This is a genomic window from Sporosarcina ureae (assembly GCF_002109325.1).
Classification (GTDB): domain Bacteria; phylum Bacillota; class Bacilli; order Bacillales_A; family Planococcaceae; genus Sporosarcina; species Sporosarcina ureae_C.
In genome coordinates this window covers 741722-765525 of record NZ_CP015348.1, presented here as the reverse complement: position 1 = coordinate 765525, position 23804 = coordinate 741722, and the positions used below count along the sequence as shown (strand labels likewise).

Below are 23804 nucleotides of genomic sequence, written 5' to 3'. Positions count from 1 at the left end.
TTTATTCAGTTTCGAATGAACGAGTAGAAAGCTCTTTCTCGTAAATAAATAAAGCGTTCTTATCTTCACGGATACGCTTCAAATACTCAATATGTCTATCAAATGTTGCTTCTTCTTCAACTTGCTCGTCAAGGAACCAGTTTAGGAAAGAAATCGTAGCATGCTCTTTTTCTTCCCAAGCCATATCCATGATTTGATAGAATGATTTTGTGACTTCTTTTTCTTGTAATAGTGCTACTTCGAACGTATGAACTAGATTATCAAATGAAGTAGTAGGTGCAGGCGTCGCGGTAATAATTGCACGGATGCCACGATCGTTCAAGTAAGAATAAATCTTCATGGCATGATGGCGCTCTTCTTCAACTTGTTGAAGGTAAAAGTGTGCGAAGCCGTTGTAATTACGGTATTCACAATAAGAAGCCATAGACAAATACGTTTGTGCTGCAGCGAACTCGTTGTTCATTTGTTCATTTAATGCCTGTGCTAATTTTTCACTAATCATCTGTATCGCCCCTTTTTAGTAGTGACTGGTCAGCGCAACATGTAGCATTTACGCTATCTACAGTATACCTGTAATCGACAATAATTGCATAATAGTTCTTTCGTTAGATAGCAGTCCATATCTCCTGATATACTAGTAGGGCTAGTACAATTATATATTGAATGGATAAGAAAGAAGGTCATCAATTGAAAATGTTTACGATCCCTGCTTTAGATAGTCAAGCTGGAGCAGAAGCGAAAATGCATTTGGATATCCTGACAAAGCCGGTCGGCAGTTTAGGTAAGTTAGAAGAAATTGTCATCACTTTAGCTGAAATACAAGGTCGGAAACAGCCTTCCATCAAGCGATTAGGAATAGTGGTATTTGCTGCAGATCATGGAATAGTAGAGGAAGGGATCTCTGCTTTCCCCCAACTTGTTACACGCCAAATGGTTCACAATATGTCTGCAGGTGGAGCGGCAATCAATGTGTTTGGCAGGCAACAACAAGCTGAATTTGCATTAGTAGATGTAGGGGTCATAGGTGAATCATTTTCTTCACCTGTAAAAGATTGCAAGATTCGTCAAGGTACAAAGAATTTTTTACGTGCTGAAGCGATGACTCAAGATGAAGTGGAAAAAGCTATCGATATTGGTTATCGAGAAGCACTTAACCTGTTTGAAAAAGGTGTAGATTGTCTCGTTGTAGGAGAAGTCGGAATCGGCAATACTACTTCAAGTAGTGCGGTTGTGGCGGCAATAACAGAAATTGACCCTGCAGAACTTGTTGGATATGGCACAGGGATTTCCTCTGAACAGCACGTACATAAAATTAAAGTAGTTCAAGACGCATTGATGCTTCATAATCCAAACCCTACAGACGGCTATGATGTACTACGTAAGGTTGGTGGCTTAGAGTTGGCAGCGATGACTGGTGCCATGCTTGCGGCAGCATCTAGACGTATTCCTGTCATTCTGGACGGCTTTATATCAACAGCTGCAGCGTGTGTAGCTGAAACTTTAGGTGAAGGGGCGTCAGGATATATGTTGCTAGGTCATCAGTCGATGGAACCGGGACATCAAAGAGCATTTCAATATTTAGAAAAAGAACCCATTCTTTCTCTCTCCATGCGGCTTGGTGAAGGTACTGGTGCTGCTGTGGCATATAGTATCATTCAATCGGCTGTTCGGATGGTCAATGAAATGGCGACCTTTGAAAGTGCAGGCGTTTCCGGAAAAAATTAATAAAAAAGGAAGAGTGAGCAACGATGCCCATTCTTCCTTTTTGTTATTTCAATACCTCAACTGTTTCGACAGGTGTATTCACTACTTCTTCGTCATCAACATGAATCGTATTACTGATAATGCTTGAAAGTACGTGAACCCGTAAAATAATCCCTTCAATTCGGTTCGTTTCATCTACAACAACGAGTGGATACTTAGAATCTAATACACGAGGAATAATATCTTGCACATATTCCTCAGGAGTAGCTGTCAATACATCCGTTATCATAACTTCTTCCAAGGTCTTTTTGTTCTTTACACCATCGATTGCGCCATCAATTGTAACTAACCCAAGCAATTGTCGTTCACGATTCGTAATAAAGACACTTGAAATGCCGTGCTCTTCCATGTTTTTGATTGCAACATGTAAACCATCTTTGCCGTTCATGACGCTTAATGGTTTTGACATGATATTCTCAGCTTGCAACACTTTGGAACGGTCAATTTCACGAGTGAAGTCAATAATATAATCGTTTGCCGGTGTCTCCAATAACTCTTCTGGTGTACCTACTTGTTCGACATTTCCATCTTTCATAACTGCCACGCGGTCACCGATACGGAAAGCTTCGTTAACATCATGCGTGATGAAGATAATTGTTTTTTGAAGACGAGTCTGAATATCCAAAAGTTCCAGTTGCATTTCTCTGCGAATAAGTGGGTCAAGTGCACTGAACGGTTCGTCCATTAATAAAATGTCTGGATCATTCGTTAAAGCTCGGGCGATCCCTACACGCTGACGCATACCGCCTGATAACTCATCAGGATATTGATTTTCGTACCCTTTTAGACCGACTGTATCGATATGCTTTTGTGCAATAGCGCGACGCTCGCTTTTCGACAAACCCCGAATCTCCAAACCGTACTCAATGTTTTCCATAACCGTTCTATGGCTAAACAAACCAAAGTGCTGGAAGACCATCGCGATTTTCTTCTGGCGGAAAAACTTCAATTGCTCTTTATTGTATTTGACGATATTTTCACCATCTACATAGATTGCACCTGAAGTAGGCTTGTTCAATAAATTGAAGCAACGGATGAGTGTCGATTTACCACTTCCCGATAAGCCCATGATGACGAAAGTTTCACCTTCCATGATTTCCATGTTGGCGTTATAGACACCTACTGTATGTCCAGTCTTTTCAAGGATCTCCCGTTTGGACGCTCCTTTTTCAATCATGGGAATGACTTTCTTAGGGCGAGGACCAAAGATCTTGGTGACATTCTCTACTTTGAGTTTAACGGTCATGCTGATCTCCTCCCTGTACTTTGTAGGCGGTCTGCCACACCGTTTGTTAAACGGTCAATAATAATTGCTAAGAAGACGATACTAATTCCCGCTTCAAAACCTAACGAAATATTGATTTGGTTAATCGAGAATAGTACGCGTTCACCCAATCCGTGAGCACCGACCATCGAACCTACTACAGCCATGGACAAAGCCATCATCGTAGTTTGGTTGATTCCTGCCATCATAGTAGGTAAAGCTTGTGGTAGTTGTACTTTCACTAACATTTGATTTCGAGAAGATCCGAATGATTCTGCTGATTCAATCACTTCAGAGTCAACGTTTCGAATACCGAGTTCTGTTAAACGGATCACAGGTGGTAACGCATAAATGATTGTCGCAATAATTGCAGGAACATTCCCGAGTGGGAAGAAGAATATTACAGGTATTAAGTACACGAATGTTGGCATGGTCTGCATGGCATCCAAAATAGGACGCATGATGACGGAGAATGTCTTACTAAACGCCATCAATATACCGACCGGAATACCAATCGCTAGGGACAATACAACAGATATAAGTATAATCGCAACTGTTGTCATCGTATCCTCCCATAAGTTGAAGGATCCAATTAAAAAGATAAAGGCGGCAAACATTAGCCCGTTTAATATGTTGTTTAAATACCAGCCAAGTAGGAAAACTATAATCATGATGACCCACCAAGGCGTGGCAAGTAAAGCGGATTCAATAGTTCGGATTGTAGTAGAGGCGATTGTGAAAATGAAATCAAATAACCATCCAAAGTTCATCGCTAGAAAATCAATAAACTTTTCTACATAATCTCCTATAGGTATTCTGACGTTTGGGAATTCATTCATCATAGGCAATAAGCTAGGACGTACTAGCTTGTCCCTCTCTTTCTCTAATTTTAATATGGGCACAATCGAAAAAGAGGTGGAGCGGAATGCGTCCACCCCTAAATCTATAATTACTTACAGTGCAGCCTTTACTTTCTCGGCTACATCTTCAGGTAGCCATGAAGTCCAAAGATCTTCATGTTCGTTCATGAACCACTTTGCAGTATCTTCTGGGCTTGCTTCATTGTCACCCATATACTTCAATGCTTCTTCTGTTAATGCACTGCTTGTTTCGTAGTGACTTAAGAACTCTACTACTTCAGGAGCTTGTGTTTTTAAGTCTTTGTGAACGCTGACGAAAACATCATTCGGAGGGAATGCGCCAGACTTATCTTTATCCCATGCTTCTTGGTCAAATGGCTCGTCTTCCAAAAGAGTTAAGTCGTATGTTGCAGTCACCCATGTAGGGGACCAGTAATATCCAACCCATGGCTCGCCTTTTTTATATGCGCTTGCCAAGTCGGCTACGATAGAAGAATCTGAACCAGGAGATAGATACGTATATTTTTCATCCAAACCATACGTAGTGATTTTTTCATCCAAGTGTTTACTTATCAACCAGCTTGAAGGTGCACCGATAATGCGTCCTTTGTCTTTGTTTTCAGGATCTTGGAATAGTTCAGGGTACTTTTCTAAATCTTTCACAGTTTTTAAATCTGGAGCTACTGCTTCAATACCTTTTTCCTTGTCACCTTTAATTACATAAGTCGGTACATAAAGACCTTGGTCATTATCGTCGAAGTTTGTTGAAACGGATTCAATATCACCGCTGTCGACTGCCTTTGTATATGCTTCACCTAGGTTATCAGACCAAACTTCCATATAAACCTGCAAATCGCCTTGTTGTAGCGCTTGCAATGTTGCACTAGACGTGCCGTTTACTACTTCTGTCTCATATCCGTAGCCGTCCTCTAAAATAATTTGTGCAATACTATTATGGATGCGGATACTATCCCAACCAGCATCAGCCAGTTGAATTTTACTGATAGAATCTTTGCTCGCACTATTACCGCAGGCTGCTAAAAGCAATAATGTGGAGATGGAGAAAAACAACATAAACTTTCTCAAAAAATCAAATCCCTTCTCTTTATAATTTTTTCATTACGAAATGCTGTTTTTTACTTGGATCTCTTAAAATCAGCCATAGGATACAGAAATGGGCAGTTAAAGAGATCAAGGAAAAATCATCATTGTTTTTTCGCAATACTATTAAGCAAGTTTACAGGATAATAAAATTAATATCAATTTAAATATTGAGAAAACAGTTGATGCCATACAATTTATATGTGTATTTAAATCGTATTTTATAATGAAAATGGTAAATTAAACAGGGTTGATTCAGGTAGGTAAACAAGTGTTAGAACCTATAGGGGGTATAGGTTCGCGTTCTGTCGAAAAATAGGGGAATTTGCTATTAGATAATTCGTTATAAAATAATGTGAAAAAATGTTGATTTTTATCGACATTTCTCTTATTAAGTAGCGGCGGACAAATTTTTGTAACAGTTTATAAGGAATTGTCTTGTTTTTTTGATTTTGCTTTTAAGAAAATGATATAGTTATATGTACGAATGGAAAAATCATTGAAATGTAACGTAAAAGGAGAACGGATCCATATGACGAAAGAAGCCCATATTGTTTCGAGTACTAGTCAAAGCCGCTCGGCGTCTACCTTCTTCTCGGATATTAAATCATTAGTTAAAGGACCTGTCCTTATTGCGAATATCTTTCCGGTTTTTGTGGGGTTTTGGTTGGCGTTGTATTTTTCAGGCATGTCACTCGCGCAAAACTGGGGTGTATTCCTACTCACCATGATAGGTAGCACTTTGCTCGTTGCGGGTGCACTGGTAATGAACAACTGGTTTGATTCTGATATTGATACAGTGATGGAGAGAACAAAAAACCGTCCTACTGTGACAGGTAATTTCGCTTTGAAGACTGTGTTGAATATCGGTTTGATATTATCGGGAATTGGAATGTTGTTATTAATATTCACTACGTTAGAAGCAGCAATTTATGCATTTATTGGATGGTTTACTTATGTAATACCCTATACGATGTGGTCTAAACGCAAATATACATTGAATACAGTGATTGGTAGTGTATCGGGTGCTGTTACTCCTATTATTGGATGGGCAGCGATTATGTCAGCGGATCATGTTGTACCCATTGTATTGGTGGCGATACTATTCATTTGGCAAATGCCACATACATTTGCGATCGCCATGAAGAAATACAATGACTATAGCGCAGCGAATGTTGCGATGCTCCCTGTTGTTTACGGCTTTGCTTTTACAAAACGTCAAATGCTTTATTATGTATTATGTCTCCTGCCATTACCGTTCCTCTTAACGATGTTCGGTACTACCTTCCTTGTTATCGCTACATTGATGAACATTGGATATATTGCAGCTAGCATTTACGGTTTCTATGCAAAAGATGATTATAAATGGGCCAACTTTATGTTCTTATACTCAGTCAATTACATGACGTTATTGTTCGGTATGATGATTCTTTGGACGTTTTAATAAATACAGAACAGACTTCCCTTCACAGTGTGAAGCGGGAGTCTTTTTTATGTTAGACTTATTAAGAAGTTTGAAAAGTCAGCATTAACTATTAAATAATTTGATGAAGTTTGCTATAGGGGGCGCTTTAATGAAAGAGCAGGTACGGTTGCTAAAACCGAAATTAGACGAAGTGTTTGCGCATTTACATAAGCATCCGGAAGTCAGTTGGAAAGAAACAGAAACAACACGTTATTTGAAAGAATTTCTTGAGCGTGAAGGATTTAATGTCAATTTGTTTGACGGGATGACAGGTTTGTCTGTCACAATTGGTGAAGGCAAGCCGGTAGTCGGATTACGTGTGGATATAGATGCGCTATGGCAGGAAGTAGACGGCGTATATCAAGCAAATCACTCATGCGGTCATGACGGACATATGACGATGGGGATCGGTGCACTGCTAATGGCCAAAGAACGTGGAATTCCTGAAAAAGGCACATTGAAAGTGTTTTTTCAACCTGCAGAGGAAAAAGGGAAAGGTGCATTAGCTGTAATTGATCAGGGGATTATTGATGACATTGAGTACTTGTTTGGCGTTCATGTGCGTGCTGCGGATGAAATGGATGACGGTTGCTCCACGGCCTCTTTACGTCATGGGGCGGCAAAGATGGTAAGTGGTATAATAAAAGGAACTGAAGCGCATGGCGCGCGTCCTCACCAAGGGAAAAATGCGATTGAAGTAGGTGCTTCACTAGTCAGTGGATTGCAGTCCATTCATTGTAATCCGATTATTTCTCACACGGCGAAAATGACGATGTTCCAGGCTGGAGGAGAATCCGCGAACATTATTCCAGGCAATGCGAAGTTCAGTTTAGACTTGCGTGCACAAGAGAATAAAGTAATGGATGAGTTATATCAGCATGTTGAACGTGTCATTTCAGCAGTTGCTGCGCAATATGATGTAGTTATTGATTATGATGTAATGGCGGAAATGGTAGCTGCGGAAGTGGATGCTGAAGCGGAAGAATTGATGTACCAAGCAATTGTCAGTGTAGTGGGAGAAGACAAAGCTACTCGTACTGTTGTCACACCAGGCGGAGAAGACTTCCACTTTTATTCTGTACAGCATCCTACTGTCAAAAGCACTATGCTCGGTTTAGGATGTGGCTTAACACCAGGACTTCACCATCCGCATATGACATTCAATCAAGACGCGTTAGCAACAGGAGTTGAAATCTTAACGACTGCTTTAGAATTAACGTTTCAATCAAAAAAGTAGAAGGTGATGTCATGACCCTGGATATTAAAGTTAGAAAAGTGACCGAACTTAAAGACCTGTATGCGATGCAAAAACTCGAGAAGAAAATCTGGGGAATGGAGCCTATCCCTGTCCATCAAACAATGACTGCTGTCAAAAATGGCGGGTTAATTGTCGGGGCATTTCTAAAAGAGCAAATGGTCGGTTATTCCTACAGTTTTACAGGTTATACAGAAGGACAGGTATACCTATGCTCTCATATGCTGGCAGTAGACAAAGAATTTCAGATGATGGGAATTGGAAAGCTGTTGAAAGACGAACAACTTCGTCTTGCACGGGAAATGGGATACAGGCTAATAGTTTGGACATTTGATCCTCTCGAAAGCCGCAACGCCTACCTGAATACTTCCAAGCTATTTGGAGTGTGCTATGACTATATAGTGGATTGTTATGGCAAAATGGATGATGGGCTGAACAAAGGTTTACCAACTGACCGCTTCCAAGTAGCTTGGTGGATTGATAGTGCGCGTGTCATGAATAAATGGCAGCCCAATCTACAATACAGTCGCCCTTTTGAGACTAGTGTAGACCGCGATTCATATCCCATCTTACGCCTGCCTGATACAAATAAATGGCTACTGGCAGAAGAGATAGAAGTGCCTGTGCCGAAGAATATACAATTGATAAAGCAGAATAAACCTGAACTAGCCTATGAATGGCGAATGAAGACGAGAACCATATTTCGACAACTGTGTGAGGGAGGGTTTGCTTTGATTGATGTATGTATAACCGAAGACACGGTGGCATACTATCGATTCTGCAAGCGTTCTATCATACCGTTGCCTAATCAAAGGAGCTTATCTAATGAGAATTAATTCGGTTACATTACGCAGAATAAATATGATGATGAAACATCCATTTACAACGAGTTTTGGAACGATGCAGCAGAAAGATTTCCTACTAGCAACTGTAACGGACGATGACGGAAACGAAGGATGGGGGGAGTCTGTCGCATTCACAGCCCCTTGGTATAGTGAAGAGACGACGGAAACAACGATTCATATGCTCCGTGACTTCTTAATACCTGCCGTTCTAGGTAAGTCTATTGAACATCCTGATGAAGTAACGGGTTTATTTGGACATATACGTAAAAATAATATGGCTAAAGCAACAATTGAAGGAGCTATTTGGGATGCGTATGCCAAGCATCATCAAATGACGTTAGCCGCTGCACTCGGTGGAAAGCGCGAGCGTATTGAAGTAGGAATCAGTATTGGCATTGAAGAAAATGTAGAGGATTTATTAGCGAATATCAAAAACTTCATCGATGAAGGATATAAGCGTATTAAAGTAAAGATCAAACCTGGAAAAGACATAGAAGTCCTCAAAGCTATCCGTGAAGTGTATCCGGATGTCCCTTTGATGGCAGATGCAAACTCCGCTTATACGTTAGATGATGTAGAGTTGTTAAAGGAATTGGATCAGTTCAATTTAATGATGATAGAGCAACCGCTCGCATCAGATGATATTATCGATCACGCAACGCTGCAAAAACAAATTAAGACTCCGATCTGTCTTGACGAAAGTATTCATTCACTTGAAGATACTCGGAAAGCGATCGAGATCGGTAGTTGCAAAATTATTAATGTGAAAGTCGGTAGAGTGGGTGGACTGACGGAAGCGAAGAAAATCCATGATTATTGTGCAGAAAAAGGAATTGATATTTGGTGTGGCGGCATGTTGGAATCGGGTATTGGACGTGCACAAAATGTAGCATTGACCACCCTACCGAACTTCACTTTACCTGGCGATACAGCAGGATCTTCACGTTACTGGGAACAAGATATTATTTCGCCTGAAGTAGTTGCCGAGAATGGCTACATCACGGTTCCGACTGACGATGGAATCGGCTATTCGCCTAATATGGATGCGATTGAAAGATTCACGGTAGATAAGTGGGTATTTACGGCTGAATAAATATTCAGTATTGTCAATTTCGGAATATGTATGCTAGACTCTTAATTAATCGAATATGTTTCCTTCGGGGCAGGGCGTAATTCCCTACCGACGGTGATGAGCTAACAAGCTCTTAGTCCGTGACCCGGATGCTTTATATAAAGCAGAAGGTGGATTTGGTGAAACTCCAAAGCCGACAGTTAAAGTCTGGATGAGAGAAGGAACAGTACGTATATACTACATGTAATGATTTTTTCATTGCTGCGTATAACGTTTATTTTGTTATGGTTACAAGCCCCGCATAAAATATTGCGGGGCTTTTTGTATGTAGAATTGTCACTAGAGGAATACCGTAAGTTGGAGTGTTGCAGAGTGAATCAGGAGTATATGGAAATGGCCTTACAACTCGCAGAGAACGTAGCAGGTCAAACCTCTCCCAATCCACCAGTAGGTGCGGTCTTAGTAAAAGACGGCAGAATCATTGGGATGGGTGCGCATTTAGAAGCGGGGGAGCGCCATGCGGAACGTGTAGCGCTAGACATGGCAGGAGCAAGAGCAACAGGTGCCGATTTGTATGTAACACTTGAACCTTGTTCACACACTGGTAAAACTTCTCCTTGTGCAAATGCTGTTATTCAAGCAGGTATCAAGCATGTCTATATCGCCACAACGGATCCCAATCCGCTTGTAGCAGGTAATGGTATAGCGAAACTACTTGAAGCGGGAGTAGAAGTAACTGAAGGTCTCTACAATGAACGCGCTAAAAAACTATATGAATCATTTTTTCATTTTATTAAACATAAAACACCTCATGTGACAATGAAAACAGCTATGACGATAGACGGTAAAATTGCAACTTCAACAGGAGATAGTAAATGGGTGACGAGTGAGCAAGCGCGACTCGATGTCCATCAACTTCGCCATACACAAGATGCGATTTTAGTAGGCGTTCAAACGCTTCTTCATGATAATCCTCTTCTCACCACCAGACTGCCCCTAGGTGGAAAACATCCTATTCGAGTCATTTTAGATACATCTTTACGAACACCAGAGTTTAGTCAAGTGATTCAAAACACAGAAGCACCGACATGGATCTTTTGTGGAAAATATGCAGAACTATCGCATGAAAAGTTACTTAGGAAGCCGCATGTTCAGATCATTCGCATGCAGAAACCCCAGTTGATTGTAGAAGACATTCTACTGGAATTAGGAAAACGTGGAGTTATGACGTTACTAGTAGAAGGTGGCGCGGCCATTAATGCGTCATTCGTCAAAGCGCGTGCGGTGCAGAAAGTCATTTGTTATGTAGCCCCAAAATTACTGGGTGGAACAGGATCTCTGACACCGATTGGTGGACTTGACCCACAATTGATGGATGATGCGTTTCCATTTGCATTTGAAAGTGTAGAAATGATTGGACCTGACATAAAAATCATTGCGGTACCGAAAGAGAGTGATTAAGCGATGTTTACAGGAATAATCGAAGAGATCGGCTCGGTTAAACATATACAACCAGGTGCTCAGTCCATGACATTGACGATAGCTGCATCTGTTGTATTGACCGATGTAAGTATCGGCGACAGCATTGCGGTGAACGGTGTTTGCTTGACAGTCAAAAGCTTTACGAAAAATCAATTCGCAGCAGACGTTATGCCTGAAACCATAACCTCAACTTCTTTACGACAATTGACATCAGGAAGCGCGGTGAATCTAGAACGTGCCCTTGCTGCGAACGGCAGGCTTGGCGGACATTTTGTTACGGGACATGTAGATGGTGTAGCGACTATTCGTGACAAGCGAACAGTTGATAATGCATTATATATCCGCTTATCACTACCAGAAGGATATGGCCAATATTTAGTACATAAAGGCTCTATTGCATTGGATGGGACATCATTGACAATCTTTGAAGTGAAAGATACAGATATTACAATTTCTTTAATCCCGCATTCACAAGAAATGACGGTCATTGCAAAAAAGAATATAGGTGAGACGGTCAATTTTGAATGCGATATGCTCGCTAAATATGTCGAAAACATGCTGCAGAAAAGACAAGACAATGGTCAAACGTTATCGAAAGACTTTTTACAACAACACGGATTTATGTGAAGGAGTGAATGAGGATGTTTCATACAATCGAAGAAGCATTAGAAGACTTACGTCAAGGAAAAGTCGTCATCGTAGTGGATGATGAAGACCGAGAAAATGAAGGGGACTTCGTTGCGCTGGCTGATCAAGTCACACCGGAAATTATCAATTTCATGGCAACGAAAGGTCGCGGCTTGATTTGTGTGCCGATTACGGAACAGAAAGCTACGCAACTGGATTTATCCATGATGACCGATCATAATACAGATTCCCATGGCACGGCATTTACAATCAGTGTCGACCATCAATCTACACATACGGGTATTAGCGCATTTGAACGAGCTGATACAATCGTTAAAATGATGGAGTCCACTGCAACTTCAAGTGAATTCAAACGCCCAGGGCATGTATTCCCCCTTATAGCGAAGTCGGGAGGCGTGCTTGAACGGACTGGACATACTGAAGCTGCTGTGGATTTGGCAAGATTAGCAGGGAGTGCTTCAGCAGGTGTGATTTGCGAAATCATGAGTGAAGACGGAACAATGGCGCGTGTGCCTGAATTACGTCAGATGGCCGAAGAACTGAATTTGAAATTAATTACGATTCAAGATCTAATTCATTACCGTCTACAACGAGAGCAATTAGTGATTCGTGAAGCGGAAATTAAGTTGCCTACAGATTACGGAGAGTTCCGCATGGTTGGCTATACTGAAACTATGACAGGTAAAGAACATGTGGCGTTGGTAAAAGGGGACGTCACGACAGAAGAACCGGTTTTGGTAAGGGTTCATTCGGAATGTTTAACAGGCGACGTTTTTGGTTCTTGTCGCTGTGACTGCGGTCCGCAACTTCACGCAGCGCTTACTCAGATTGAAGAAGAAGGACGGGGTGTATTGCTTTATATGCGCCAAGAGGGCAGAGGTATAGGTTTGATCAATAAACTGAAAGCCTATGAACTGCAAGAACAAGGTTTTGACACAGTGGAAGCGAATGAAAAGCTTGGATTTGCGGCGGATTTGCGCGACTACAGAATCGGTGCGCAAATACTGCGGGAACTAGGCATTCGAGAAATGCGTCTGTTGACGAATAATCCGAAGAAAATTGCCGGTTTAAAAGGATATGAGTTGGAAGTGGTCGAACGTGTTCCAATTCAGCTACCATTTAATGAAGCGAACGAAAAATACTTACACACAAAAGCGGAAAAACTAGGTCATTTATTAACTTTATAAGGAGAGATAAAATTGGGTAATATATTCGAAGGGCATTTAGTAGGTACAGGCTTAAAAGTAGGAATTGTTGTAGGTCGATTCAATGAGTTCATCACTGGGAAGTTACTATCCGGTGCACAAGACGCATTCAAACGACATGGTGTAGATGAAGCGGACGTAGACGTAGCGTGGGTACCAGGAGCATTTGAAATTTCGCTGATTGCGAAGAAGATGGCGGATTCTAAAAAGTATGATGCAGTCATTACGCTCGGTACAGTAATCCGCGGCGCGACACCTCACTTTGACTTTGTTTGTAATGAAGTGGCAAAGGGTGTATCTCAAGCGGGTATGCAATCTGGAATCCCGGTGATCTTTGGTGTGCTAACGACGGATACGATTGAGCAATCGATCGAGCGTGCGGGGACTAAGGCAGGCAACAAAGGTTGGGACGCAGCAGTGTCTGCTATTGAGATGGCGAACCTCACGAAGCAGTTTGACTGATTAGTGAGTAGAAAAAAAGGATGTTCCTGAAGTTACTTACTTCATGGGGCATCCTTTTTGTGTTGTTATGTTTAAGAGCAAGAGTTTATGGATAGTTAGTTACTTAGTGAGCGCAAGGGGATGGAAGCTTCGGCATCCAGCTTTCGCTCATAGAATCCGTTTGAGCGCTCATAGAACACATTTTGCGCTCTATAGCACGCAGAATCCGCTCTATCAGACGCCACGAGTGCTCATAGATTCATCTAAGTGATCATAGAACCTTGATAACCGCTCATAGCCTTGAAAGCTCAACATTAATCACAACCATAACCATAACCTTAATGCACTACAAAGAGTATCGCTTACTCGCATTGCAAGAGATTGGTGCGAGAGCCATAGCGAACTACGGCTTTTGCGAGTAAAAGTGAAGCGTTAGGAGCACATCTTTGCACTAGAGGTGGTTCACCGCCCACCCTCCGGAAATACGTCCTTCCGAAGCGCAAATCCCCTCACGAACACCAGCGTCAGCTACTCTAATAAAAACTTTCAAAGAAAAAAACTGTCTAAGAAACGAATATAGTTTCTTAGACAGTTCTAAATTCATTATTTAACCGCAACTACGCCTAACTTTTCACGTGCCTGTACAGTAGCGACGACCATGTTCTTTAATGCAGCAATCGTTTCTTCGCGCTTTCTTGTCTTCAAACCACAATCGGGATTAATCCAGAACTGGTTGGGCTCGAGAACTTCAAGGCCTTTGTTGATAATCTCCGTCATCTCTTCAACGGCTGGGACGCGTGGACTATGGATGTCGTAGACGCCTAAGCCGATTCCTTTGTCGTAGTGATACTCATTGAAAGCTTCAACCAAGTCACCGTGACTACGTGAAGTTTCAATTGAGATGACATCTGCATCAAGTGCGCTGATTGCCTCAATAAAATCGTTGAAATCACAATAGCACATATGCGTGTGGATTTGCGTCGTATCTTTTACGGATGCAGTAGACACGCGGAATGCATTGACTGCCCAATCTAAATAGTGTTTCCATTCAGCTTTTTTCAATGGAAGACCTTCACGAAGTGCTGGCTCATCTACTTGAATCATATGAATACCTGCCGCTTCAAGCGCTTCGACTTCCTTGCGTAAAGCAAGTGCAATTTGGTTTGTCACTTCTTCTCTTGACAAATCATCACGAACGAATGACCAATTTAAAATGGTTACAGGACCTGTAAGCATTCCTTTTACTTCGTGATCTGTGAGTGATTTTGCATAAACGGATTCTTCGACTGTCATCGGTTTAATGAATGCAACGTCTCCGAAGATGATTGGTGGCTTCACACAACGTGAACCGTAGGACTGAACCCAAGCTTTTTCAGTGAAGACAAAGCCGTCTAGCTTTTCTCCGAAGTATTCAACCATGTCCGTCCGTTCGAACTCACCATGAACTAATACATCTAGCCCTAAGTCTTCTTGAATATCAATCCATTCTTTAATTTCGGCATGTACGAAGTCTTTGTACTGCTGATCTGTAATTTCATCTTTTCTCCATTTATTACGTGTAGCGCGTACTTCCGGAGTTTGTGGGAAACTACCTATTGTAGTAGTAGGAAGTAGTGGCAATTGGAATTTTTCCTGCTGCTTCACTTTACGTTCCGCAAATAGTGAACTTCGTTTACTTTCGGAAAGTAAACTTCCGGACGTTGCTTCACGCACTTCTTTATTGTTACGAGCAGGGAGCGCATTAAATGCGTTCAATGCTTCTTCGCTTTTTTTGAATTCCGTAGCGACTTTTTCCCTTCCGTGTAGTAAAGACGTTTGAATCGTTTTGATTTCTTCAATTTTCTCATCAGCAAATGCTAAAGCATTCAAGATCGTTGCATCAAGCTTCTGTTCAGAACGAGTCGTAACAGGTGAGTGAAGCAGACTGCAAGATGGTTGAATCCACAAGTTGTCAGCTGAAACGTGCTTCTGGATTGTTTCAGATAATACTAGTTTTTCCTCCAAATCTGATCGCCATACGTTGCGTCCGTCTACAATTCCGGCTGCAAGCACTTTGTTTTTAGGGAAACCGTATTGCGCCAAGTTCTTTAAGTTTTTCTCGCCTCCGTGGACGAAATCAAGTCCAATTCCTGCAACTGGCAATGCGATAGTCTCTACATAATGTTCTACTGAATCAAAGTAAGTCTGCAAAAGAATATTCAGTCCATCGAGATTTTTCGTCAACTGTGAATATATTTCAGTGACAGCTTTCATTTCATCTGAGCAAATGGAGGTAGATAGAATAGGCTCATCGATTTGGACCCACTGCACACCTTCATCCTGTAGTTCCTGTAAAACTTTTTGATAAAGTGGAATCAATTGCAAGATGATGGATGGTACGTCTTTTTCTGCGTATCCTTTAGATAATTTTAATAATGTATAAGGCCCTAAAAGAACGGGTTTCCCTTCAATGCCTAGTTCGTTCTTTGCTTCACGATAGGCAGCAAGTGGCTTGTTCTCCGTCAACTCAAAACGCTGACCCTCGTATTCGGGTACGATATAGTGATAGTTCGTATTGAACCACTTGGTCATTTCAGAGGCAACTGCCTCGTCATTGCCGCGAGCCATTGAGAAGTATGTGGAAGTGGAAACTTGTCCGCCTTTCCAGTTATAGCGTGAAGGTATGATGCCGAACATTGCAGATGTATCTAGTACGCGATCATACAATGTGAAATCACCCACGGCAATTAAGTCCACGCCTGCCTCTTGCTGCTTTTTTAAGTTGGCCAATCGAATTTCTTTCGTTGTTTGAAGAAGCTCGTCTTGTGAGATCTTGTTCGACCAAAATGCCTCGAGTGCACGTTTCCATTCACGATTTTCACCTATAACAGGATAGCCTGCGATACTACTTTTAACCATTGATTATTCCCCCTTGAAATTTTTGTAATAAAAAAACATTTCTCGGGGAAATGTTAGAAGATCGCGTATGTATAAAACACATGCATAAAAAAGCACGTATTTATAGACTGCGTGTGTCTAACACTTCCCTATTCACCGTAGGATTAAGCGTTGTGAAAAATAGGCAGGTATCTGGCTGGACGCTGGGCGTCTTCACAGTGGCGGGACCGCTCCAAGAAAGGATTCCCTATTAGGAAATGAAAAATTTTTCATTTCACCTATTTTTCAAACTATTCAATTCAGATGATTGTCTCTAAAGCTATCATATGGAAAAACAGGTGTCAACTTGCTATCTATATTTAATGATTACTACCTATAGAACAATTATTAAAGTAGAAAGATAGGTGCGAGAGGAGTGAAGACTTCTCTACATAAACTGTTATATAACTGTTGTAGATGATTACAATCACATCTACTTAATCGAGATGTGAAAATTTTCACAATTCAGTTGAAAGTTAACTAGACTTTAGGTATGATATGTACTAACACGTCTTCAAATGAAGAAAATAATCATCTTTTATGTGCTGTTTTGTAATTAGCAGGCTATGGGGTATTGCTGAATAATCGATGATAAATAGTGTTCATCGCTACATGTTATACAACAGAGTAGCGCAAAAAATATTAAGGGGTGGCTTTTTTCCATGACAAATTATGAAAAAGTAGGTAAACTGCAAGTCGCAACAGAACTGTATAACTTCGTAAACGAAGATGTTCTACCGGGCTTAGAAATCCAAAAAGATCAATTTTGGGCAAACTTTGATTCGCTCATTCATGAACTTGCTCCTGAAAACAAAGCGCTATTAGAAAAACGTGATGAATTGCAAAAGACTATTAGCGAATGGCACCAAAATAATAAAGGCGAAATTGATTTCGCTAAATATAAAGAGTTTTTACAAGAGATTGGCTATTTAGAGCCAGTTCCTGAAGACTTTAAAGTGACAACAGCTAACGTTGACAATGAAGTCGCAAACCAAGCAGGCTCACAATTGGTAGTTCCAATTGATAACGCCCGGTATGCATTAAATGCAGCGAATGCTAGGTGGGGAAGTCTATACGATGCACTTTACGGATCGGATGTAATTAGTGATGATGCGGGTGCTGAAGCTGGCGTTCAATACAATCCGATTCGTGGACAAAAGGTTATTGATTTTGCGAAAAAATTATTAGACCAAGCAGCACCTTTAGCTGAGGGTTCTCATGCAGAGGTAACGGCTTATAAAATTGTAGAAGGTAAACTTCAAGTGACGCTTGAAAGCGGTAACACGGTTCTATTGCAAGATGAGTCCAAGTTTGTTGGATATAATGGCAAAGAAGACGCGCCGACTGCTGTATTGTTAGTGAATAATGGATTGCATATCGAAATCGTAATCGACAAGAATAATCCAATCGGGAAAAGTGATAAAGCGGGTGTGAAAGATCTAGTACTTGAAGCAGCACTTTCTACATTGATGGATTGTGAAGACTCGATTGCTGCAGTGGATGCCGAAGATAAAGTTGGCGTATACCGTAACTGGCTTGGTCTAATGAAGGGTGACTTGGAATCTACATTCAAGCGTGGTAGTAAAACAGTTACAAGAAAACTAAATGCCGATCGTACGTATACTGGTGGTGATGGCAAGCAGTTGACACTGCGTGGTCGTTCATTGATGTTCGTACGTAACGTAGGTCACTTAATGACTAACAATGCGATCCTCGACGAAAATGGCAATGAAGTACCTGAAGGCATCTTGGACGGTGTTCTTACGTCTTTGATTGCTACGCATAACTTTAAAGAAAACGCAGAGTTTAAAAACTCGCTTCACAATTCCATTTACATCGTAAAACCGAAAATGCATAGTCCGGCTGAGGCGGCATTTGCAAACAAACTATTTGATCGTATTGAAGATCTACTAGGTGTTGAGCGCAATACGATTAAAATTGGGGTTATGGATGAAGAGCGCAGAATGTCATTGAATCTGAAATCTGCAATTAATGAAGTGAAAGAGCGTATTGCATTTATCAATACTGGATTCCTTGACCGTACAGGTGACGAAATTCATACATCTATGGAAGCAGGTCCAGTCATTCGTAAAGCGGATATGAAGACATCTAAATGGCTATCTTCTTATGAATCTGCAAACGTTGCAGTCGGAATTGGAGCGGGTCTACCTGGACACGCGCAAATTGGTAAAGGAATGTGGGCTATGCCGGACTTAATGGCCGCAATGCTTGAACAGAAAATTGCTCATCCAAAAGCGGGAGCGAGCACTGCATGGGTTCCGTCACCAACAGCAGCCATTTTGCATGCATTGCATTACCATGAAGTAAATGTTAAAGAAGTGCAAGCTGGAATCGACAGTTCAATCGATTACCGCGATGGTATCCTTGATATTCCATTGGCACCTAATGCGGACTGGTCTATTGAAGAAGTACAATCGGAACTAGATAACAACGCACAAGGAATCCTAGGTTATGTAGTTCGCTGGATCGACCAAGGAGTAGGGTGTTCAACAGTTCCTGATATCAATGATGTCGGATTAATGGAAGACCGTGCAACATTACGTATTTCGAGTCAGCACATTGCAAACTGGTTACGTCATGGCGTTTGTACGAAAGAACAAGTAAAGGAAACTTTGGAGCGGATGGCAAAAGTAGTAGATCAGCAAAACTCGGATGATGAATTGTATCAACCGATGGCACCGAACTACGATGATTCCATCGCGTTCCAGGCGGCATCTGACCTGATCTTTAAAGGGGCAGAACAGCCGAGTGGATATACGGAGCCAATCTTGCATGCTCGACGTATTGAAGCTAAAGCAAAAGCAAAACAAAAAGCGACAGTACAAAACTAATAACCATTCCAAACCGACTCTCTTTCACTAACGAAAGAGAGTCGGTTTTTTACGTAACTAAACAGAGATGGATGTTTTCTAATAAATCTGTAAACATGCTATACTAGCAGGAATGTTGAAAAGGGGATGAATAAAACATGTTGCAAACAAATCAAACAGTTTTCGTACTAGTAGATGTTCAAGGAAAGCTCGCACAAATCGTCAATGAAAGTAAGGAATTGCATGATAACCTGGAAAAATTGATTAAAGGATTACAAGTACTCGATGTTCCCATTCTATGGCTAGAACAATACCCTGATGGTTTAGGGCCGACTACTGAATCGTTATCGAACTTGCTTGAAGGTCAGCGACCGATTGCCAAAATGACATTCAGCGCAATGGGCAATGAAGAATTTGTCAACCAACTGCGGAAGCTGGGAAGAAAGCAAGTATTAATTGCGGGAATAGAAACGCATATATGCGTCTATATGACAGCAGCTGATCTTGTGAAGCAGGGCTATGAAGTGGAAGTAGTAGTAGATGCTGTGACCTCCAGAACGGAAGCAAATAAAATGATTGGTTTGCAAAAGATGAAGCATCTAGGAGTGTCTGGAACTTCTGTAGAAACCGCTTTATATGAGTTACTTGGTGAGGCAGGGACAGATGAATTTAAGCAAGTTTTAAAAGTAATTAAGTAAATCCAAATAAAAAAAGCGGAATGCCTGTTTTCGGCATTTCGCTTTTTCTTATTCCCATTGTTCACGTTGTAAATCTTCCGCGATAAGTTGTAGATCATCAGCGGTTATAGATAATAACTCATAGTTGGTTGTCTCGGCTAGCTGTACCGCCATTTTTTTCAGGAACTTTGGTGAACCTTCGTTTTCTTCATCATATAGAAGTAACAAAGCATCTGAATTTCGAAGTAAAAACTTATTCTTCTCGACAAATTGCCAAGGTGCTTCATAAGGTTTATTCGTCAGACTTACAGAATAATCAGCTAGTGCTATGATCTGCTCGTATGTTTCTTGTTTAAGTTCATTCCATTTCGATTGCTGATCAAGAAATGGGGTAATAACCGCGTATTGTAATTGAGGATAGTCTTCCTGCAATTCCCACACACATTCAATAATCCACGTTTCAACACCGAGCTGTCCACTGACTATAACCCATTCAAGCCCTTGATCTAGAAGTGCCAATAATTGATCCGTCAATGCTTTTTTGATGATAGGTATACCTTGATGGTCTTCATTGAAAATTCCTAGTTCATGGGCTTTGTAACCGCTCACGAGTAGACGTTTAATCATTGTTGTCCACTTATTGCTGCTTGTGCAAGTTTTGTAATCGTCATATCATCCATCGGTGGATTGTGAAGACCAGCCCGTACATCGCGATAATGTCTCTGAAGAGGGTTCGATAATTCCAAACTTTTTGCACCTACAATACGCATTGCTAAATTAACAATTTCAATTGCACTGTTTGTCACAATCGATTTCGCTACTCCAAGCTCATTTTGTAAGTGAACCCGACGCGCAGAATCGTCGTAAATACCTGCTATATCGTAAAGTAAGTGGCGTGCCTTAATTAGCTCTAAATCCATCTTTCCGATTTGCGTTTGAATATTGAAAAGGGAAGCGATAGGTTCATTGAGGCTGTTTGGCTGATAAGTAGCCGCAAAGTGCACTGCATAATCACGAGCCGCCTGGGCAATTCCCATATAACATGCAGGAATATGTAAAAGCCAGCCATTCTGGTTATTAGCGCGTGACGCTTCATTCACTTCTACTAACTGTTCGTTTGTTGCTTGGACATGATCTAGCACAAGCGTCTGGCTTTCTGTACCGCGCATTGAAATCATATGCCAAGTATCTTTAATGGAAAGACCAGCCGTTTCACTTGGCAACAAAAAGAAGCCTGTTTTCTGTTTTTCTTCAATCCAAACAGATACAAGGATATGAGTAAGGGCAGGCGCCATAGTTGTAAACGTCTTTTCTCCTGAAATCACCCAGCCATTTACAGTGCGTACTGCGGTTGTTTGTGGACGGCCGCCACGAGTTGGACTACCAGTTTGTGCTTCTGTAACGGAGCGATTAACAAGCGCACCTTGTTGAATAGCTTCACTAAACTGTGCCAGTTGTTCTTCCGTCCATTTACGGCTCTCGTACAGCTCACCAACAACTCCTTGATGCCAGCCAATTGCGAGAGCGGTAGCACTATCGAAGCGAGCTATGGTCTCTTGGAAAAGAACCATGTCCGTCACTGTGCTACCCGCGCCTCCGAATTCTCTAGGTAGGGTAAGCGTCGTATAGCCCATTTCCACAAGTTTTTCTATATTCTCTTTTGGGAATTTTGAGAGCTGATCAGATCGTTCTGAAAAGCTACTGAAAAACGGACCTGCCTCAGTCAATTCATTGACCCATCGGCGTTGAAAGTCCGTTGTGATAAAAAGTTCTGTCGACACGAGTAACACGTCCTAACTACTTCAGTCTAATACTGCTTTTAATTTTGTGTTTTTTTGTAAATGTATGTAGAAATGATAGATTACCTTGAGTACTTCTCTCAAGAGTCATGAAATTCTAGTATACTAGAAAAACAAAATAATTACCATTCTGACGAAAGAAAAAAGTTCGTGTCGTATGATGGAGAAACGTTAGAGTATTTACGTTCCGTTTAGCGACATCTATTGCTGAAGAATTCTACGTTTTCCCATTTTTTGCTTCAGTATATTAATAGCATAAAGTCACGATATGTATGTTCGTTTATCAGTCTCAGAAAACTTAATGTCTAATAATGGTGAGGTATTATCAGATATAATTAAATAACATGTCAAAGGTTATGTTTTTGAGTATATTTTGGTAAAGTCTATACGAAAATAACTATATTGAGTTATAATTATAACTGGATATAAAGTTTGGATTTGTACTGACAATTTAATAGAGGAGAATGGAAAACATGAAGTTTACAGTGGGGAAAAAGCTGTGGTTTGGTTTTATGAGTGTGGTTATCATCATGATTATTATAGGAGTTATCGGATTCTTGTCGCTAAAAAGTGTTAATGAAAAGTATTCGTTTTTAATTAATGATCGGATGCATAAAGTGATTTTATTAGAGCAGCAGCAAAGTGATCAAAATAATTTAGCTAAGAATATAAGAGGATACATGTTATACGGTTCTGAATCTTACATAAAAGAATTGGAAGAAACTCAATTACGTATAGAAGAACGCTTAAATGAACTGGGGAGAATTATAACAAACAACTCTATGCAGGAAGCTTTATCATCTATTAAAGAAGCGAGTACTGAATACGATAAAGTACTTCTCTCTATTATAGAAGAGAAACGTGCGGGGAATGATGAACAAGCACTTGCAGTAGGAACAAACGGGGCTGGTTATCAAGAGACGATTTCGGATAATATCAATCTAATAACTGAATATCAAAGACAAATGCAACTAGACTTAGAAAAAGATGTAGCAAGCTATACAAAAAGTGCATCTTTATTGTCAGGATTCTTAATTATATTCGGTATCATTGGTAGTATAGTCATCACGATTGTGATCAGTCGTCTGATTAGCGTTCCTGTTGGGCGAATGACATTAGCGCTTACTGAAGTATCGGCTGGAAACTTTGCGATAGATGAAGTGAAGATAAAAAACAATGATGAAATCGGTGATATGTCTATTGCGCTGAATGTAATGGTTACTGATTTACGTGGGATCATCGATCGTGCGAAAAGTTCAGCTTTGCAATTAGCAGCACAGTCAGAAGAATTATCCGCTAGTGCTGAAGAAAGTTTGGCAGCGTCTGAAATGGTAGCGGAAATTTCAGAAAAGAATTTGCAAACAAGTGAGACGCAGGCAAACATTGTCAATCAATCTACTGTCTCAATGGGTGAAATGGTAACTGCAATTGATGTCATTACACAAGATAACGAAGAAATGCTGAATTCTTCTGAAGATGTGGCGCGATTGGTTAAGGAAGGTTCTGCACTTATGGGGGAAACAACCAATCAGATGACGAATATTAGTCAAAACATTGGGGACTCTATGACGACTATTAATAAAATGTCTAAGCACACCGAAAGTATTCGAGGTGTCACTTCGATGATCGCAGCGATTGCTGAACAAACTAATTTACTTGCACTAAACGCGGCGATTGAAGCTGCGCGTGCTGGAGAACATGGTAAAGGTTTTGCTGTGGTAGCCGAGGAAGTACGGAATTTGGCGGAGCAGTCCAAGCAATCTACTCAAGAAATTGGCCGAATGATTGATACAATCATTCACGATGTAGAAACGGTAGTAACGAGCACGGACGAAGGCAGAAAGCGTGTTGCCGAAGGCCTAATATCCACAGAAAAAACAAATTCTATCTTCATGGATATCGAGCATGCTACTTCAGACGTCAGTGAAAAGGTATCAACGGTATCTGCAGCAATTGAAGAAATTCGTGCGATGACCGATGAAGTGACAGAAGGAGCCAAACAAGTGGAAGAATTGGCTGTTCAAGCAGCTGCAGAAGCTCAGTCTACTAGTGCTGCAACAGAAGAACAGTTGGCTGCTAATGAGGAAATCACTTCGAGCTCACAATCGTTGGCTCAACTTGCAGAACAACTTCAACATGATATGTCACGGTTTAAAGTTTAATAAACAGAAAAGAGTTG

Annotated in this window: 19 protein-coding genes and 2 riboswitches; of the genes, 12 read left to right on the top strand and 7 right to left on the bottom strand. The window is 40.9% G+C overall.

Features of this window, described 5'->3' with window-relative positions; all coding sequences use genetic code 11:
- Position 1: 1 nt before the first annotated feature.
- Positions 2-502 (bottom strand): ferritin, encoded by a 501-nt coding sequence (locus SporoP32a_RS03795; protein ID WP_085426711.1) that lies wholly within the window; start codon positions 500-502, stop codon positions 2-4.
- A 161-nt stretch (positions 503-663) separates the two neighbouring features.
- On the opposite strand from SporoP32a_RS03795, the gene cobT reads away from it, so the two are divergent.
- On the top strand, positions 664-1725 hold the full coding sequence (gene cobT, locus SporoP32a_RS03790; protein WP_085426710.1) for a nicotinate-nucleotide--dimethylbenzimidazole phosphoribosyltransferase: 1062 nt from the start codon (positions 664-666) through the stop codon (positions 1723-1725).
- Between the two features lie 43 nt (positions 1726-1768).
- Here cobT and SporoP32a_RS03785 read toward each other — a convergent pair whose 3' ends face one another.
- The 3 genes from SporoP32a_RS03785 to SporoP32a_RS03775 form a co-directional block, all read right to left on the bottom strand.
- A complete protein-coding gene (locus SporoP32a_RS03785) occupies positions 1769-3010 on the bottom strand; it encodes a quaternary amine ABC transporter ATP-binding protein (RefSeq protein WP_085426709.1) in 1242 nt (413 codons plus the stop codon).
- Positions 3007-3870 carry an ABC transporter permease gene (locus SporoP32a_RS03780; protein ID WP_335696121.1) on the bottom strand — a complete coding sequence of 288 codons (864 nt, stop codon included), beginning with the start codon at positions 3868-3870 and terminating at the stop codon, positions 3007-3009. Before SporoP32a_RS03780 ends, SporoP32a_RS03785 begins: the two co-directional genes overlap by 4 nt.
- A gap of 111 nt (positions 3871-3981) precedes the next feature.
- Positions 3982-4974 (bottom strand): ABC transporter substrate-binding protein, encoded by a 993-nt coding sequence (locus tag SporoP32a_RS03775; RefSeq protein WP_085426708.1) that lies wholly within the window; start codon positions 4972-4974, stop codon positions 3982-3984.
- 547 nt (positions 4975-5521) lie between these two features.
- On the opposite strand from SporoP32a_RS03775, the gene cyoE reads away from it, so the two are divergent.
- The 8 genes from cyoE to ribE (SporoP32a_RS03735) all read left to right on the top strand — a co-directional run bounded on the left by cyoE (position 5522) and on the right by ribE (SporoP32a_RS03735) (position 13423).
- Positions 5522-6433: a heme o synthase gene (cyoE, locus tag SporoP32a_RS03770; protein WP_085426707.1), complete on the top strand. Its 912-nt coding sequence runs from the start codon at positions 5522-5524 to the stop codon at positions 6431-6433.
- A 130-nt stretch (positions 6434-6563) separates the two neighbouring features.
- The gene (locus tag SporoP32a_RS03765; protein ID WP_085426706.1) at positions 6564-7691 is read left to right on the top strand and encodes an amidohydrolase; all 1128 of its coding nucleotides are present in this window, start codon (positions 6564-6566) and stop codon (positions 7689-7691) included.
- 11 nt (positions 7692-7702) lie between these two features.
- Entirely contained in the window at positions 7703-8545 is an 843-nt protein-coding gene (locus SporoP32a_RS03760; RefSeq protein WP_085426705.1) for a GNAT family N-acetyltransferase, read from the top strand.
- Positions 8535-9647: an o-succinylbenzoate synthase gene (gene menC / locus SporoP32a_RS03755; RefSeq protein ID WP_085426704.1), complete on the top strand. Its 1113-nt coding sequence runs from the start codon at positions 8535-8537 to the stop codon at positions 9645-9647. Before SporoP32a_RS03760 ends, menC begins: the two co-directional genes overlap by 11 nt.
- Before the next feature lie 56 nt (positions 9648-9703).
- Positions 9704-9853: riboswitch (FMN riboswitch) on the top strand.
- A 166-nt stretch (positions 9854-10019) separates the two neighbouring features.
- Positions 10020-11087, top strand: a complete 1068-nt coding sequence (gene ribD, locus SporoP32a_RS03750; RefSeq protein ID WP_232319579.1) for a bifunctional diaminohydroxyphosphoribosylaminopyrimidine deaminase/5-amino-6-(5-phosphoribosylamino)uracil reductase RibD — start codon at positions 10020-10022, stop codon at positions 11085-11087.
- A gap of 3 nt (positions 11088-11090) precedes the next feature.
- Positions 11091-11735 (top strand): riboflavin synthase, encoded by a 645-nt coding sequence (ribE, locus tag SporoP32a_RS03745; RefSeq protein ID WP_085426703.1) that lies wholly within the window; start codon positions 11091-11093, stop codon positions 11733-11735.
- A 14-nt stretch (positions 11736-11749) separates the two neighbouring features.
- Positions 11750-12943, top strand: coding sequence for a bifunctional 3,4-dihydroxy-2-butanone-4-phosphate synthase/GTP cyclohydrolase II (locus SporoP32a_RS03740; RefSeq protein ID WP_085426702.1), 1194 nt, complete (start codon positions 11750-11752; stop codon positions 12941-12943).
- 12 nt (positions 12944-12955) lie between these two features.
- The gene (gene ribE / locus SporoP32a_RS03735) at positions 12956-13423 is read left to right on the top strand and encodes a 6,7-dimethyl-8-ribityllumazine synthase (RefSeq protein ID WP_085426701.1); all 468 of its coding nucleotides are present in this window, start codon (positions 12956-12958) and stop codon (positions 13421-13423) included.
- 582 nt (positions 13424-14005) lie between these two features.
- On the opposite strand, the gene metE is transcribed toward ribE (SporoP32a_RS03735), so the two are convergent.
- Positions 14006-16300, bottom strand: coding sequence for a 5-methyltetrahydropteroyltriglutamate--homocysteine S-methyltransferase (metE, locus tag SporoP32a_RS03730; protein ID WP_085426700.1), 2295 nt, complete (start codon positions 16298-16300; stop codon positions 14006-14008).
- Positions 16301-16444: 144 nt separating this feature from the next.
- Positions 16445-16576, bottom strand: a riboswitch (cobalamin riboswitch).
- A gap of 404 nt (positions 16577-16980) precedes the next feature.
- Here metE and SporoP32a_RS03725 point away from each other — a divergent pair.
- Positions 16981-19170 carry a malate synthase G gene (locus SporoP32a_RS03725; RefSeq protein WP_085426699.1) on the top strand — a complete coding sequence of 730 codons (2190 nt, stop codon included), beginning with the start codon at positions 16981-16983 and terminating at the stop codon, positions 19168-19170.
- 137 nt (positions 19171-19307) lie between these two features.
- On the top strand, positions 19308-19847 hold the full coding sequence (locus SporoP32a_RS03720; protein ID WP_085426698.1) for a hydrolase: 540 nt from the start codon (positions 19308-19310) through the stop codon (positions 19845-19847).
- A gap of 48 nt (positions 19848-19895) precedes the next feature.
- Here the strand turns inward: SporoP32a_RS03720 and SporoP32a_RS03715 are convergent, their stop codons facing one another.
- Both SporoP32a_RS03715 and SporoP32a_RS03710 read right to left on the bottom strand, forming a co-directional pair.
- Entirely contained in the window at positions 19896-20453 is a 558-nt protein-coding gene (locus SporoP32a_RS03715) for an SLOG family protein (RefSeq protein WP_085426697.1), read from the bottom strand.
- Positions 20450-21607: an acyl-CoA dehydrogenase family protein gene (locus tag SporoP32a_RS03710; protein WP_085426696.1), complete on the bottom strand. Its 1158-nt coding sequence runs from the start codon at positions 21605-21607 to the stop codon at positions 20450-20452. Before SporoP32a_RS03710 ends, SporoP32a_RS03715 begins: the two co-directional genes overlap by 4 nt.
- 491 nt (positions 21608-22098) lie before the next feature.
- Between SporoP32a_RS03710 and SporoP32a_RS03705 the strand changes: the two genes are divergently transcribed.
- Complete coding sequence (locus SporoP32a_RS03705) at positions 22099-23787, top strand: methyl-accepting chemotaxis protein (RefSeq protein ID WP_158232734.1); 1689 nt, start codon at positions 22099-22101, stop codon at positions 23785-23787.
- Positions 23788-23804: the final 17 nt, after the last annotated feature.

Excerpts from the sequence above, each read along its gene's own strand:
- SporoP32a_RS03795 (WP_085426711.1), bottom strand. The coding sequence starts at position 502 with ATGATTAGTGAAAAATTAGCACAGGCATTAAATGAACAAATGAACAAC.
- cobT (WP_085426710.1), top strand. The coding sequence starts at position 664 with ATGGATAAGAAAGAAGGTCATCAATTGAAAATGTTTACGATCCCTGCT.
- SporoP32a_RS03785 (WP_085426709.1), bottom strand. The coding sequence starts at position 3,010 with ATGACCGTTAAACTCAAAGTAGAGAATGTCACCAAGATCTTTGGTCCT.
- SporoP32a_RS03780 (WP_335696121.1), bottom strand. The coding sequence starts at position 3,870 with ATGATGAATGAATTCCCAAACGTCAGAATACCTATAGGAGATTATGTA.
- cyoE (WP_085426707.1), top strand. The coding sequence starts at position 5,522 with ATGACGAAAGAAGCCCATATTGTTTCGAGTACTAGTCAAAGCCGCTCG.
- SporoP32a_RS03765 (WP_085426706.1), top strand. The coding sequence starts at position 6,564 with ATGAAAGAGCAGGTACGGTTGCTAAAACCGAAATTAGACGAAGTGTTT.
- SporoP32a_RS03760 (WP_085426705.1), top strand. The coding sequence starts at position 7,703 with ATGACCCTGGATATTAAAGTTAGAAAAGTGACCGAACTTAAAGACCTG.
- menC (WP_085426704.1), top strand. The coding sequence starts at position 8,535 with ATGAGAATTAATTCGGTTACATTACGCAGAATAAATATGATGATGAAA.
- ribD (WP_232319579.1), top strand. The coding sequence starts at position 10,020 with ATGGCCTTACAACTCGCAGAGAACGTAGCAGGTCAAACCTCTCCCAAT.
- ribE (WP_085426703.1), top strand. The coding sequence starts at position 11,091 with ATGTTTACAGGAATAATCGAAGAGATCGGCTCGGTTAAACATATACAA.
- SporoP32a_RS03740 (WP_085426702.1), top strand. The coding sequence starts at position 11,750 with ATGTTTCATACAATCGAAGAAGCATTAGAAGACTTACGTCAAGGAAAA.
- metE (WP_085426700.1), bottom strand. The coding sequence starts at position 16,300 with ATGGTTAAAAGTAGTATCGCAGGCTATCCTGTTATAGGTGAAAATCGT.
- SporoP32a_RS03725 (WP_085426699.1), top strand. The coding sequence starts at position 16,981 with ATGACAAATTATGAAAAAGTAGGTAAACTGCAAGTCGCAACAGAACTG.
- SporoP32a_RS03720 (WP_085426698.1), top strand. The coding sequence starts at position 19,308 with ATGTTGCAAACAAATCAAACAGTTTTCGTACTAGTAGATGTTCAAGGA.
- SporoP32a_RS03715 (WP_085426697.1), bottom strand. The coding sequence starts at position 20,453 with ATGATTAAACGTCTACTCGTGAGCGGTTACAAAGCCCATGAACTAGGA.
- SporoP32a_RS03705 (WP_158232734.1), top strand. The coding sequence starts at position 22,099 with ATGAAGTTTACAGTGGGGAAAAAGCTGTGGTTTGGTTTTATGAGTGTG.